13 protein-coding genes are annotated in these 14,269 nt (G+C 60.2%); 1 reads left to right on the plus strand and 12 read right to left on the minus strand.

Annotated features, from left to right (window positions below; genetic code table 11):
* Position 1: 1 nt before the first annotated feature.
* The 5 genes from AAF463_RS12220 to AAF463_RS12240 form a co-directional block, all read right to left on the minus strand.
* Positions 2-862 (minus strand): ketose 1,6-bisphosphate aldolase, encoded by an 861-nt coding sequence (locus tag AAF463_RS12220; RefSeq protein WP_312465098.1) that lies wholly within the window; start codon positions 860-862, stop codon positions 2-4.
* 11 nt (positions 863-873) lie between these two features.
* On the minus strand, positions 874-1,557 hold the full coding sequence (locus tag AAF463_RS12225; protein WP_350260853.1) for a D-lyxose/D-mannose family sugar isomerase: 684 nt from the start codon (positions 1,555-1,557) through the stop codon (positions 874-876).
* A gap of 116 nt (positions 1,558-1,673) precedes the next feature.
* Positions 1,674-2,612, minus strand: coding sequence for an ABC transporter substrate-binding protein (locus AAF463_RS12230; RefSeq protein WP_101762808.1), 939 nt, complete (start codon positions 2,610-2,612; stop codon positions 1,674-1,676).
* A gap of 221 nt (positions 2,613-2,833) precedes the next feature.
* Positions 2,834-3,817: a ribose ABC transporter permease gene (locus tag AAF463_RS12235; RefSeq protein WP_101762809.1), complete on the minus strand. Its 984-nt coding sequence runs from the start codon at positions 3,815-3,817 to the stop codon at positions 2,834-2,836.
* A gap of 10 nt (positions 3,818-3,827) precedes the next feature.
* A complete protein-coding gene (locus AAF463_RS12240) occupies positions 3,828-5,333 on the minus strand; it encodes a sugar ABC transporter ATP-binding protein (protein ID WP_101762810.1) in 1,506 nt (501 codons plus the stop codon).
* 144 nt (positions 5,334-5,477) lie between these two features.
* Between AAF463_RS12240 and AAF463_RS12245 the strand changes: the two genes are divergently transcribed.
* The gene (locus AAF463_RS12245) at positions 5,478-8,066 is read left to right on the plus strand and encodes an ATP-binding protein (protein ID WP_350260854.1); all 2,589 of its coding nucleotides are present in this window, start codon (positions 5,478-5,480) and stop codon (positions 8,064-8,066) included.
* Here the strand turns inward: AAF463_RS12245 and phnE (AAF463_RS12250) are convergent.
* From phnE (AAF463_RS12250) to phnL, 7 genes are all read right to left on the minus strand, one after another.
* A complete protein-coding gene (gene phnE, locus AAF463_RS12250; protein WP_210082086.1) occupies positions 8,020-8,904 on the minus strand; it encodes a phosphonate ABC transporter, permease protein PhnE in 885 nt (294 codons plus the stop codon). The two genes, AAF463_RS12245 and phnE (AAF463_RS12250), sit on opposite strands and share 47 nt — an antisense overlap.
* Positions 8,901-9,764, minus strand: a complete 864-nt coding sequence (gene phnE, locus AAF463_RS12255) for a phosphonate ABC transporter, permease protein PhnE (RefSeq protein WP_101762813.1) — start codon at positions 9,762-9,764, stop codon at positions 8,901-8,903. Before phnE (AAF463_RS12255) ends, phnE (AAF463_RS12250) begins: the two co-directional genes overlap by 4 nt.
* Positions 9,765-10,017: 253 nt before the next feature.
* Entirely contained in the window at positions 10,018-10,944 is a 927-nt protein-coding gene (phnD, locus tag AAF463_RS12260) for a phosphonate ABC transporter substrate-binding protein (RefSeq protein WP_192233486.1), read from the minus strand.
* 26 nt (positions 10,945-10,970) lie between these two features.
* Positions 10,971-11,801 carry a phosphonate ABC transporter ATP-binding protein gene (phnC, locus tag AAF463_RS12265; protein ID WP_350260855.1) on the minus strand — a complete coding sequence of 277 codons (831 nt, stop codon included), beginning with the start codon at positions 11,799-11,801 and terminating at the stop codon, positions 10,971-10,973.
* An 80-nt stretch (positions 11,802-11,881) separates the two neighbouring features.
* Positions 11,882-12,430 (minus strand): ribose 1,5-bisphosphokinase, encoded by a 549-nt coding sequence (phnN, locus tag AAF463_RS12270; RefSeq protein ID WP_350260856.1) that lies wholly within the window; start codon positions 12,428-12,430, stop codon positions 11,882-11,884.
* Complete coding sequence (gene phnM, locus AAF463_RS12275; RefSeq protein ID WP_350260857.1) at positions 12,430-13,566, minus strand: alpha-D-ribose 1-methylphosphonate 5-triphosphate diphosphatase; 1,137 nt, start codon at positions 13,564-13,566, stop codon at positions 12,430-12,432. Before phnM ends, phnN begins: the two co-directional genes overlap by 1 nt.
* A complete protein-coding gene (gene phnL, locus AAF463_RS12280; protein WP_240632910.1) occupies positions 13,563-14,267 on the minus strand; it encodes a phosphonate C-P lyase system protein PhnL in 705 nt (234 codons plus the stop codon). Before phnL ends, phnM begins: the two co-directional genes overlap by 4 nt.
* Positions 14,268-14,269 lie beyond the last annotated feature (2 nt).

Below are 14,269 nucleotides of genomic sequence, written 5' to 3' on the forward strand. Positions count from 1 at the left end.
GTTATGCCCTCCCGGCGCTGCCGAATACCTGCATCTGCTGCGCCACCACGTTGGCGATGTCGCGCTCTACCGCCATCAACAACTCAGCAAAGGCGTCGTAGCGCGCATCGCGTTGGCCGATCTGCGCTTCAATCGCCCCGAGCGCCGCCTGCGACATGCCGGTATAGAAATTGATTTTGTTGATGCCAAGGCTGACGGCGCGGCGGAAATCCGCGTCGCTAATGCCGGAACCGCCATGCAGCACCAGCGGAATGCCAGCCGTCGAGCGAATCGCTGCCAGCCGGTCGAAGTCGAGTTTGGGTTCGCCTTTGTATTTGCCGTGCGCATTGCCAATCGCCACCGCCAGGCAATCAATGCCGGTGGAGTGCACAAAATCAGCGGCCTGCGCCGGATCGGTAAATTTATCGCTATCGGCCTCGCCAAACAGCGCTCCGCCTTCATCGCCGCCCACCGCACCGAGTTCGGCCTCCACCGACACGCCGAGCGCGTGACACATCTTCACCACCTCGCGCGTCTGGCGCACGTTCTCCTCATAGCTGAGCGTCGAGCCATCGAACATGACCGAGGTAAAGCCAAGGCGAATCGCCTGCATCACCGCCTCAAAATGCAGGCCATGATCGAGATGCAGCACCACCGGAATAGCGTGCAGCGCCGCTTCGGTACGCACCGCGGCGACCAAATGCTCGAGGCTGACATACTTAAAATGCACTTCAGCGATGCTGATAATAAACGGCGAGCGCTGCCGCTCAGCGGCCTGATAGAGCGCGCGCAGGAAATGGGTGTCGAGGACGTTAAACGCGCCAAGCGCGTAGCCGTTCTGTTGCGCATGGGCCAAACCCTGCGCCAGTGAAATCAGTGCCATATCAGGCTCCTTTAGGCCAGCCAGCGGTGATATTCGTTACACAGCAGCCAGCGTGGTGCTTCATCTTCATCCAGCGGATTGAAGCGCGCCAGCGGCGTGAGAAACACATTGTCATGTTCGTCGTCATTGGGCATCGAGACTTCACCCACCAGCACATCGCCGTAGCCCTCTTCGCCCCAAAAGCTGTGCCAGATGCCCGGCAACAAGGTAACGCTTTCGCCCGGCGATAAACGCAGCTGCGAACCGGCGGCGTGGGTTTGGCGGATGCCATCGAGCGTGACGTTCACCGCCGTATTAGCCAGCTGATTGCCCACACGGTTATGCAGCGTGACGATCAGATTACCGCCGCCGCGATTGATAATGTCTTCCATCTTTTGCGGGTGATAATGCAGCGGCGTGACCTGCCCTTCGCGCACATGCATGATTTTTTCGGCATAAGGTTTGGCCCACGGCTGGCCACCCCGCGAACCGTTGCGCAGTGTGAACAGGGTTAAACCGGTTTGATTGAAATCGTCAGCGCCGAAGCTGGTGACATCCCAGCCAAGATGCAGCGCCAGCAGTTCATCGGCGTCATGTTTATCGAGCGCGCGCCACTGGCTGAGGCCGTAATCGGCCCACGGCGGCAGATGCACATCCTGACGCATAAAGAATTCGCGGGTGCGTTGTAGGATCGCATTCACTTCTGAGCGTTGCATCTTCACCTCCTTTCCACGCTGGCCCTCACCCCAGCCTTCTCCCGCAAGCAGGAGAGGGCGCTATTTGTCCCCTCTCCCATTTATGGGAGAGGGTTAGGGTGAGGGACAGCGGCTGCTTACTTCACCGTCCAGCCTTTGTAGCTGCTGACGCTGTTACGATCGATCATCGTCACCGGAATCAGCACCGGCTTATCCGGCGCGGGCTTGCCCTGCAGGATGTCATAGCCGATCTCCACCGCTTTCGCCGCCATCACCTGCGGGTCCTGCGCTGGCGTGGCCACGAACAGCGAGCCTTTGCGTTTCAGCGCCTCTTCACCGTCTGGCGATCCATCGACGCCGACAATAAAGAACTCATTGCGTTGCGCCTGTTTCGCCGCCAGATCGGCACCAATCGCCGTTGGGTCGTTAATCGCGAACACTGCATCAATCTTTGGATTGGCCGACAGCAGGCCGGTCATCACTTCGAGGCCACCTTCGCGGCTGCCTTTGGCGTTCTGGTTGTAGGAGAGCAGCTTGATGTCCGGATGGGTTTTCAGCTCGGTCATGCAGCCTTCGACACGGTTCTGCACCGCAGAAACCGGCGGTCCATTGATGATCACCACGTTGCCTTTGGCCTTCAGGCGGTCGGAGATGTATTTACACGCCATCGCGCCGGCGGCGGTGTTATCGGAGGTGATAGTGGCGTTAGCGCCGTCTGCTGCCACGTCGACCGCCACCACCACAATCCCGGCATCACGCGCACGTTTTACCGCGGGCGCGATACCTTTGGAATCGGCGGCGTTAAGGATGATCATGTCCACTTTAGCGGCGATGAAGTTGTCAATCTGCCCCACCTGCTGGCCGAGATCGTAGCCGCTGGAAACCAGCGTTACGTTGACTTTGTCGCCCGCCAGTTCACGCGCTTTCAGCTCGGCACCTTTGGTGATCTGCACGAAGAACGGGTTGGCGAGATCGCCGACGGTCACACCAATGGATTTCAGCTCTTTGGCCTGCACCAATGGCGCGCTCAGAAGCGTAGCCGCCAGCAGTCCGGTTAGAATCGGATTAAAACGCATAGTCGATGTTCTCCTGCTTTTTGGTTTTTATGATTAGTGCTCGCTGTCCCCCATCCCGGCCTTCCCCCGCAAGCGGGGGAAGGAGACGTTGCCACATGCAGCTTCAGTACGAGCATATGGCAGCATCTTCCTCCCCCACTTGTGGGGGAGGACCGAGGAGGGGGACAGCCAGCACAGTCTGGGACAGCCAGCACCTTCTAAAACAGCCAGCACCTTGTAACTCAACCCACGTGATGCCGCGTCCGGTACTTATCGATCAACACCGCGATAATGATCACCGCGCCCTTAATCACTAACTGCCAGAAATAGGAGACGCCCATTAGCGTCATCCCGTTATTCAGCGTGGCGATAATCAGCGCACCAATCAGCGTGCCGGTGATGGTGCCGATGCCGCCGACAAAGCTGGTGCCACCGAGGATCACCGCCGCTATCGCATCCAGCTCGTAACCGACGCCAAGGTTGCCGTTGGCGCTGTAGAGGCGCGAGGCGCTCATCAATCCGGCCAGCCCCGACAGCAAGCCGCTCATGGCGTAGACAAACAGCAGCACCACGCTGACTTTGATGCCGGTCAGACGCGCCGCCTGCACGTTGCCGCCAACGGCATAAATGTGTACGCCTAAGGTAGTGCGGCGCAGAATGAACCAGCACAGCGCGATCACCGCAAAAGCGATGATGATCAGCCACGGCACCGGCCCGAGATAGCCGTTGCCAATCCACTCAAAGTTGATGTCGGAGTTGATCACCGTGGTGCCGTTGGCCAGCAGATAAGCCGCGCCGCGCATCGCGGTATAGGTACCAAGCGTGACAATAAAGGGCGGCAGCCCCGCCCACGCCACCAGAATGCCGTTGAACAACCCCATAATCAGCCCGGCACCTAATGCCGCCGGGATCGTCAGTGACGCAAATGCCGGATCGAGCGACACCGCCATCGCCACCACCGCCGTGGTGCCGAGCATCGATCCCACCGACAAATCGATGCCGCCGGTGAGAATGACAAAGGTCATGCCCGCCGCCAGCACGATGTTGATCGAGGCCTGACGCGTAATGTTGAGCAGATTGCCCTCGGTGAAGAAGTTCGGCGTGACAAAGCCAAATACCGCCACGATCAGGATCAAAATCGGCAGGATGCCGACGGTTTGCAGCAGATCACTCATTAACGCGCGCTTGAGGGTGGGACTTTTTACGCGTGCGGATTCACTGGTCATTGCGCTCTCCTCAGGCCTGAACCGGCTGCGCGCCGGTGGCTAGTGTCATAATGTTTTCCTGGCTAATCTCTGCCCCACTCAACTCACCGGCAATGGCGCCTTCACGCATCACATAGACGCGGTCGCTCATGCCCACCACTTCCGGTAACTCGCTGGAGATCATTAAAATCGCCACGCCCTGCTGCGCCATCTGCTGCATCATGCGGTAGATTTCGCTCTTGGCGCCGACATCAACGCCGCGCGTCGGCTCATCAAGAATCAGGATGCGCGGCGCAATCGCCACCCAGCGCGAAATCAGCAGCTTCTGCTGATTACCGCCGGACAAGCCGCCCGCGCGTACCTGCGCATGCGGCACGCGGATGTTCAGCGCATCAATCGCCTCGCTGGCAATCTTCTGCCCTTTGCGCCGATTGAGCAGGCCGTAGCTGGCGTCGCGTTCCAGCGTCGCCATCACAATGTTGTCCTGCGCCGCCAGTTCGAGGAACAAACCCTGCTCTTTGCGGTTTTCGGTGAGAAAACCGATGCCGCGTGCGATGGCGTCGCGCGGCGAGTGAATCTGCACTTTCACGCCGTCGATCCAGATCTCACCGCCGCTCGGTTGATGCACGCCAAAAATCAGCTGCGCCAGTTCGCTGCGCCCGGCACCGACCAGCCCCGCCAGCCCGACAATCTCGCCGGCACGTACCGACAGGCTGCTGGGACGCACTTTGTGTTTGTCGCACAGGTGATTGACGGCGAGACGGATGTCGCCGAGCGGAATATCGCGGTCTTTGTTAAACAGATCGCTGAGCGGACGCCCGACCATCATGCGCACCAGCTCGCTGGCGTTGAGCTGCTCGCGCGTCAGGCTGCCGACGTACTGCCCGTCGCGCAGCACGCTCACGCGATCCGATAGCTCATACACTTCCGCCATGCGATGGCTGATGTAGATGATCGCCATGCCTTCGCTACGCAGCCGTTTAATCAGCGCAAACAGCTGCTCGGTTTCACGGTTGGAGAGTGCGGCAGTCGGCTCATCCATCACCAGAATGCGGCTGTTGCGGTGCAGCGCGCGGGCGATTTCCACCTGCTGCTGCTCGGCAATACTCAGGCGGCTCACGAGATCGGTGGCGCTGAACTGCGCACCCAGGCGATCAATCACCCGCTGCGCCTCTTCCGCCATCTGGCGACGCTTCACCAGGCCTCCACGCGTGATTTCACTGCCGAGAAAGATGTTCTCCGCCACCGTCAAATTGGGTGCCAGATTGATCTCCTGATAAATCAGGGTGATGCCCGCCGCCAACGCCTCTTTTGGGCCTTTTATGACATACGGCTGGCCGTCGATAAGAATTTCCCCGCTGCTGGCGGTATAGGCGCCGGCCAGAATTTTCATCAAAGTACTTTTGCCCGCGCCGTTTTCGCCCATCAGCGCATGCACTTCACCGGGCCAGACCGTGAGATCCACGCCCTTTAGCGCATAGAAGTTGCCGAAGCGTCGGGTGATTCCCCGCATGGAGAGTATCGGTGTGGCATCCATTTACAGACTCCTGCTGGCAAAGGTTGCAGCGAGTAAAACCTGCTTAGATAAATGGAAAATGTCAGCGGCCATTCATATTTGTCATATTTCGCCCCGATCGCGCTTCTATACTCGCCAGCAGTTGAGCGGTAAGGAGTGGCAGCCATGAGTCACAGTCTGCACTGGCACGCGGGCGCGCGCAGTCGTCTGCTGCTGTTTAATCTGCTGGTGATGTCAGTGACGCTGGCGGTGAGCCTGGTCGCGATTTTTGGATTTCGCCACGCAGGTCACATTCAGGAACAGGCGCAGGCACAAACGCTGGCCGATATGAACGGCAGCCTGGCGCTGGCGCGCGACACCGCCAATGTGGCCATTGCAGCGGTGCGGTTATCGCAGGTGGTCGGTGCGCTGGAGTATCAAAGCGAATCGGCGCGCCTGCAGCAAACGCAGCGGGAGCTGCAACAGTCGCTGAGCTTGCTGGCAAATGCGCCGCTGGCGGCACAGCAGCCGCAGCTGCTAGCGCGTATTCGTGAGCGCAGCCAGACGCTGGAACAAACCATCAATCAGTTGCTGCGCGCCGGGCATCAGCGCCATCTGCAGCGCAACGTGATGCTAAGCGGCTTGTGGCAATCGCAGCTGTTACTCAATCGCATTGACCTGCTAACGCGCACCGATTCCCCTTCTGCCGCGCTGCGCCAGCAAACCCACAGCTTATTCAGCGTGGCGATTCAATCCAGCGCGCCGCAGGCCGCAGTGCAGCAATTGCCTTCGGTGCTGCGCCAGTGGCAAGCGTTAAGGCTTAACGGCGCGCTGAATACCCAGGTGCAGCGGCTGATCGCCACCAGCACGGATTTGCAGCCGGTGGCGCAGCAGCTGGAGCAGAGTGATATCGCCATCGCCTACGCGACTTATCGCATCAAAGCGCTGGTGGCGATGCTCAACGATGACATCACCCATTACGTGCAGCTGGTGGCGCAACAGAGTGACGCCCGCAGCGCGGTGACGCATGAAGAGCTGGATTCGATCATCGGCTTTATCGGCCTGTTTATGTTGCTGGCGCTGCTGATCACCGGTTACGCCGGTTACTACATTTACCGCAATCTCGGTTCGAGTCTGACCGCCATCGCCCACGCCATGACGCGGCTGGCGCAGGGTGAAAAGAGCGTCAACGTGCCGGGCCTGGCGCGGCGCGATGAGCTGGGCGATCTGGCGCGCGCCTTCAACGTGTTTGCGCGCAATACCGCGTCGCTGGCGCACACGTCGCGCCTGCTAAAAGAGAAAAGCAACCAGCTGGAATCGACCTTTCTCGCCATGCGCGACGGCTTTGCGCTGTTCGATAACAGCGGTCAGCTGGTGGTATGGAATGCGCAATATGCCGAGCTGCTCGGCATCGCGCCGCGTGAACTGCATCGCGGTTTGCACTATCAGCAGCTACTCAAACGCGTTGATGTCGAGCTCAACGGATTAGCCGATGCGCAGGAAGTACGGCTGGCGGATGGCCGCACGCTGGAGCTGCGCTTCAGCCCGGTGCCGCGGCGCGGCATGGTAAATACCGTGCTGGAGCGCACCACGCGCAAGGCGCTGGAGGAAGCGCTGCTGCACAGCCAGAAGATGAAAGCCGTGGGACAGCTGACCGGCGGACTGGCGCACGACTTCAATAATCTGCTGGCGGTGATCATTGGCAGCCTGGCGTTAACCGTCGATCAGCTGCCGCCCGGCACGCTCGCCAGCCGCATCGAACGCGCACGTCAGGCCGCCGACCGTGCGGCGCAGCTGACGCAGCGCTTGCTGGCCTTCTCACGTAAGCAGGCGCTCTATCCGCGCGCGGTGTCGGTGGTGGAGCTGGTGGATAATCTGCATTCGCTGCTGCAGCACGCGCTGCTGCCCGGTCAGCATTTGGTGATTGATGCGCAGCGTCCTGGCTGGCCAGCGTGGATCGATGCCGGACAGCTGGAGAACGCGCTGATCAATCTGGTGGTCAACGCGCGCGATGCCATGGCGCAGCAGAGCGGCGAAATCCGCCTGCGTATCTGGAATCAGCGCAAACAGGAAGCCGACGGCAAGCGCGATCGCGTTACCATTGAAGTGATCGATCACGGCTGCGGCATGTCGGCCGAGGTGCGTGAACAGGTGTTTGAGCCGTTCTTCACCACCAAAGCCATCGGCAGCGGCAGCGGTTTGGGCTTATCCATGGTGTATGGCTTTGTGCGGCAATCCGGCGGCCAGATTGAGCTGGAAACCGCGCCAGGACAAGGCACCACCGTGCGGCTGTTATTACCGCGCGCGCCCGAAGCGGCGCAACCGCTCAGCGTGCCGCCGCCGCTGGTGCCGCAGGCCAGCAACGATCGGCTGGTGTTGGTGCTGGATGATGAACCGACGGTGCGGCAAACGCTGTGCGAACATCTGCATCAGCTGGGTTATCTGACGCTGGAGTGTGGCGACGGCGAAAGCGCGCTGAGGCTGCTGCGCCAGACGCCGGATATCGATCTGTTCATCAGTGATTTGATGCTGCCGGGCGGCATTAACGGCGCGGATGTGATTCGCCAGGCGCAGGCGCAGTGGCCGCATCTGGCAACGGTGTTGATCAGCGGTCAGGATCTGCGCCAGACGCAGGTCACGCTGCCACTGTGTGAGCGGCTGGCAAAACCCTGGCATCAGGCGCAGCTGGTGCAGGCGCTGGAGCGCGCCTGGCAGCGCAGTGAACGGCTCAGTCGCGCGCGGCAGGCTGCCACAACGGCACCCCTTTCCCCGTGATGTAACGTTTACGCAGCTTGCTGGAGACCACATCCATAATCATCACCACCGCCACCAGAATCAGGGTCAGGAACATCACCACATCCCAGTTCCATAAACGCATGTTCTCGGCATACACCAAGCCGACGCCACCCGCGCCAACAAAGCCCAACACCGCTGCGGAGCGGGTGTTGGACTCAATCTGATACAGGCTGAGCGCGAGGAAGGTCGGGAACGATTGAGTGAAAATGCCGTAGCGATGTTTTTGCAGGCTGTTCGCGCCTACCGCGCTGAGACCGCGACTCGGCGAACGCTCCACCGCTTCGTGCCCTTCGGCGTAGAGTTTGCCGAGCAGGCCGACATCCTGCATCACGATCGCCAGCACACCAGCCAGCGGTCCCATGCCGACGGCACGCACGAAGATCAGCCCCCAAATCGCCATGTCGATGCCGCGCAGCACATCCAGTACGCGACGCACCACCAGCGCAATCGGACGCATCAGCGGATCGTGCATCACGTTGCGCGCCGCCAGGAACGAGACCGGCAAGGCGATCAGTGACGCGGTCAACGTGCCGGAAAACACAATCGCCAGCGTAATCCCGACCTGCGTGAAGTAGTAAGCAAACGGCCAGTTGAGGAAATCCTGCCAGACAAACATACGCAGGAAATAGCGGCTGAGCTGCTGGCAGCCGATGAGAAAACGGCTCCACTCAATGCCAAAGAATTCGAAAAAGAACAGGTAATAGAGCGCGATGGCCAGCGCCACCAGCGCAACGCGGCGCAGATAGCGATTTTGCGCAGCAAACAGGGCGGCATGCTCCTGCTTGAGTTTGGCGACATCCGGCGCTAGGGCGATCATGATACGTCTCCTTCCACTACGCGGCGACGCAGCCAGCCGGACAGCGTATCCAGTAGCGACACCACCACAATGATCAGCAACAGCGTAATGCTGACCTGATCGTATCGATCGAGTTTGATATTGGTCATCAGCTCTTGCCCGATACCGCCCGCACCGACCAACCCGAGTATGGTGGAGGAACGGAAGTTGATCTCCAGACGCATAAAGCTGTAGGAGAGAAACGTTGGTTTGACCTGCGGCCAGAAGGCAAAGCGCATGCGTTGCAGTTTGCTGGCACCGCACGCCGCGAGGCCGCGCACCGGTTTATCCGAGGCGCTCTCAATCGCTTCGTAGAACAGTTTGGTCAGGCTACCGACGGTGTGCAGCGCCAGCGCAAGGAAGCCGGGAATGGCGCCAATGCCAAACGCCATCACGAACATCACCGCCCACGCCAGTTCGGGCATGGTGCGCAGGAAGGCGACAAACGCGCGGATCGCCATGCGCAGGCTGCGTGGCGTTTGGGTGTTGTCGGCGGCGAAGAACGCCAGCACGCCAGCCACCGCCACCGCTATGATGGTGGACGACAGCGCCAGTTGTAAGGTTTCCCAGATCAGCGGCAGCTGGAAATGCAGGCGATAGCCCCAATAGGCCAGCGAACCCTCGGTTTTGCCGTCAGCGAACAGCAGCGGGAGATGCAGCACCGGCAGGGTTTCGCCAATGTAATCGAAAAAGTGTGGCAGCGACTGCCAGACGGTGAGCAGGTTAAATTCCGCCATCTTGCCCGCGGCCAGATAGAGCGCCAGTAACAGCAGCGACCACAGCAGCGAGTCGCGCTTTTGCTGGCGGCGGATGCGTTGGTAGTAGTGTTCGAAATCGGTCAAGGGGGGATTCCTGTTGGTTGGGAGGGTTCGTGCTGGATGGTGCTCGCTGGATGGTGCTCGCTGTCCCCCTCCTCGGTCCTCCCCCATTAATGGGGGAGGAAGATGCTGCAAAATGCAGCTCCGAAGTCGCATGTGGCAGCATCTCCTTCCCCCACTTGTGGGGGAAGGCCGGGATGGGGGACAGCCAGCACCGACCAAGGAGGGGGACAGCGAGCACCGACCGAGGAAGGTAACAGCAAGCACCCCACCACAACTAACCGCGCGTACCCTTCATCAAATCACGCTTCATATCGATGATATTCTGGTAATCCGCCACGGTAGCCGGGCCGATGTGCTGGGCACCGCCAACCGCTTTAACAAAGCAGCCGTGATCTTCTTTATCCAGTTTCTTGATGGTGGCCACCACTTTCGCTTTGAAGTTAGCGGGCAGATTGTTGCTCACCAGAATCGGACCGTTCGGGATCAGCGGCGACTGCCAGATAATGCGGATCTGCTTCATCAGGTCTGGATGATCCATACGAATCAAACGACCAAAGGCACCCGAGGTATAACCGGTCTCGCGGTCACCAATCAGCGACGTCCAGGTTACTGCGCCTTCGAACTGGCCGTTCAGCACGCCGAGGATGTCCTGCTCGTGACCGCCGGAGAAGGTGACGCTGGAGAAGGTGTTGTTGTACTTATCGTCCACCGTGCCGCCAAACTCTTTCTTGAACGCCTGGTTCGGCATCAGGAAGCCGGAAGTGGAATCCGGATCGGCCATGCCGAACGATTTGCCTTTTAGGTCTTCCAGCTTTTGGTACGGGCTGTCGGCTTTCACGATCACCACTGAGTGATAACCCTGCGAACCGTCTTTGTCGTCCACCACGATGCCCACCACATCCACCGCTTTCGGGTTCTGCAGATAAACCGAGGCAAACGAGGCGGGCGACATGCTCAGCACCAGGTCGATTTTGTTGCCCAGCAAGCCCTGAATCACGCCTGAATAGTCAGACGAGTTGCGCAGTTTTGTATCCACCTGCAGCTCTTTATCGAAGAAATCTTTCACGCATTGGTTATCACCAATCTGCTGCGTGGCATTCTGGCCGCCAAGAATCCCGAGGTTCAACTCTTTTGGTGCATCCGCTGCGTTTGCGCCAAATGCCATCGCAATAGTCAGTAAAGCTAAAGAAGTCAGTTTCATTCTTAGATTTTCTCTTGCCGTGGGAGTTAGTAGAGCTGGTTAATTTCGTCGCCGTACAGCTCATGCATCAGGCCGTCGGTCAACCGGGAAGGATGTCCATCAAACAGCACTTTGCCGCGCTGAATACCGATGACGCGGGTGCAGTAGCTTTTTACCAATTCAATTGAGTGCAGGTTCACCATTACGCTGATGCCCTGCTCGCTCACCTGACGCAGCACATCCATGATGCGCTTGGTGTTTTTCGGATCGAGCGACGCCACCGGTTCGTCCGCCAGCAGGATGCGCGGGTTCTGCATCAGCGCCCGGCAAATCGCTACGCGCTGCATCTGGCCGCCGGAGAGATTTTCCGCACGCTGCAGCGCCTGCGGCAGCATGTTCATCCACTGCAGCAGTTCGATAGCGCGGGCGCGGTCGGTTTCGGAGAAGACTTTGAAGAACGATTTCAGCGTCGAGGTCTGGCTTAAACGACCCAGCAGCACGTTGGTCAGCACGTCGAGGCGCGGCACCAGACAGAAGTCCTGGAAGATCATGCCGCATTCGCTGCGCCACTCGCGCATCTGGCGGCTGTTCAGCGTCACCACATCGCGATCCACTTCGCCGTGGCGATTGCTGAGGATCGCGCCCTGCGAAGCGCTGATGGTGCCGTTGAGCATGTGTAACAGTGTCGATTTGCCTGCGCCCGAGCGGCCAATCACCGCCACTAGCTCGCCCGCATGCAGATCGAAGCTGACGTTATCCAGCACCTGGTTGGCGCCGTACGCTTTGCACAATCCCTGCACCGACAGCACCTTGTTGCCCTGCCCGGTAACGTGCGGGAAGGGATTGTCGACAACGGTTTTCAGTAATGCCTGTGCCATGTTGCACTCCATCTCTTCTGAGCTGTTGATTGCACGCTATTACGGGCAAAACGGATGAAAGCTTGATGACAGTAAAATGATTAAACGGTGACAGCGGCTGGATCGGTCAGCAACTGGCGCAGCGATAGCAGTGTTTCGCTCAACGCACCATCATTATTCAACGCATAACAGTGCGCGGGCAGCGGTTCGGCGGCACGCGCCAGCCGTTGCGCGATCTCCGCTTCTGACTCGCGCCCACGCTGCCGCAAACGCGCTTCCAGCACCGCTGGCGAAACCTGCAATACCAGCGGCAGCAGCTGCGTGCCGTAATGCTGCTGCACCATCGGCAGATGCAGGCGCGAACCGTTCACCAGCACGTCCATTCCGCGCGCCAGCCACAGATCGATCTCCTCGCCCAGCCCGTAATACATGCCGTGCGCCTGCCAGCTGACGGCGAACAACCCCAGCGCCTCACGCCGTCGAAACTCGGCTTCGCTTAGCGCCACATGGTTCTCGCCGCCCGCATCGGCGGCGCGCGTAATGTAGCGATGGGCGATCAGTAGATTCTCCGGCGGCGCCTCGCGCAGCGCGTTCAGCAGGCTGTCTTTTCCCGCGCCCGAAGGCCCGGTAAGCCAGACCAGGCGCGCCATCAGAACACCCGCTTGCCTTGCGACCAGACGTGACGAATGTGCGAATGACCATGATCGGTATGCACCAGCACCAAATCGGCACGCAGTCCTTCGGCGATGCGGCCGCGATCGTGCAGGCCAATTGCCCGCGCCGGATTGCGGGTCACCAGCGCGGCCGCCTGCGGCAGCGTCAGCGTGTTGCGCTCATCGGCCACCAGCCGGAACACCGCGTCGAGCAAGCTGGCGGGATAGTAGTCGGAGGAGAGAATATCCAGCAGGCCGTGGCTGGCGAGTTCTGCCGCCGCCACGTTGCCGGAGTGCGAACCGCCGCGCACGATGTTGGGCGCGCCCATCAGCACCTGCATGCCGCAGTTGCGTGATGCGCGTGCCGCCTCCAGCGTGGTGGGAAATTCGGCGATGGCGCTGCCGACCTCATGCGATTCGGCAACGTGCGCCGCCGTGGCATCATCGTGGCTGGCCAGCGGAATGCCGCGTGAACGGCACAAGCTGGCGATGGCGTTGCGGTTAGGCGTGGAGAACTCGGCGGCCAGCGCCAACTGCTCACGCTCAAACTGATCCATCTGCTCGTCGTTGAGCTGATATTTGCCCTGATAATAGGTGCGATACATCTCCAGCGAGGCGTACTGGCGCTGGCCCGGCGAGTGATCCATCAGCGACACCAGCGACAGCTCCGGCGTGTTGATCAGCGCTTCAAACAGCGGCAGCGTGGTGTTGTGCGGCAGCTCGCAGCGCAGATGCAAATGGTGATCGGCGCGGTTAATGCCTTTGCGATTGCTGTCCTGAATCGCGTCGATCATTTTGGTGAGATTATCCAGACGATGGCCGCCATCGCGGACGTCGCCGACGCCAATCGCATCCAGCACCGTGGTGATGCCGCTGGCGGCCATCAGCGCATCGTGGCTGCTCATCGCCGAATAGGCGGGCCAATCCACCTTCGGGCGCGGCGTAAAGAACTTGTCGAGGTTATCGGTGTGCAGCTCCACCAACCCCGGCAGCAGGAAGGCGTTTTCGCCATCCAGCGCGCCCGGCTGTTGGCTGACGCTGTCGCTAAAGCTGGCGACGCGCCCGTCACGGATTTCCAGCGATCCCGTTACCACTTCGTTTTCCAGCACCAGTTGGACGTTGTTGACGATCATGCTTCTGCTCCTGCTTGCATTGGCTGCATGACGTGCAGGCGATCGGCCACGCGTGCGCGCACCGCTTCGTCATGGAAAATTCCGACAATGGCGGCACCGCGGGCGCGCGCCTGTTCAATCAGTTCCACCACCGCAGCGCTGTTGGCGCTGTCGAGCGAGGCGGTTGGCTCATCCAGCAGCAGCACCGGATAGTCGGCGATAAAGCCGCGTGCGATGTTAACGCGCTGCTGTTCGCCGCCGGAGAAGGTGGACGGCGCCAGTGACCATAAACGCTCCGGCACATTGAGGCGCGTCAGCAGCTCTTTGGCGCGCTTTTCGCAGAAGGCGCGCTCGGTGCCGCGCTCCAGCAGCGGCTGCATCACGATCTCCAGCGTGGGCACGCGTGGGATGACACGCAAAAACTGGCTGACCCAGCCAACGCTGTGGCGCCGAATCGCCAGAATCTGGCGGGCGGGCGCGTTGGCCATGTCGATCCATTCGCCCTGATGTTGCAGCCAGATGTGACCGCTGTTGGCCTGATAGTTGCCGTACAGCGCGCGCAGCAGCGTGGATTTGCCGCTGCCGGAGCGGCCATGCAGCACCACGCATTCGCCGCCGCTGACGTCAAGATTGGCGTCCTGCAATACCGGCAGCGCGGCGCCGCTTTGGTTGTGCAGCACAAAGGTTTTGCTCAGATGCTCTACGCGCAGTAAAGGTTGCATAG

The organism is Pantoea sp. BJ2 (assembly GCF_040255075.1).
GTDB classification, from domain to species: Bacteria; Pseudomonadota; Gammaproteobacteria; order Enterobacterales; family Enterobacteriaceae; genus Pantoea; species Pantoea leporis.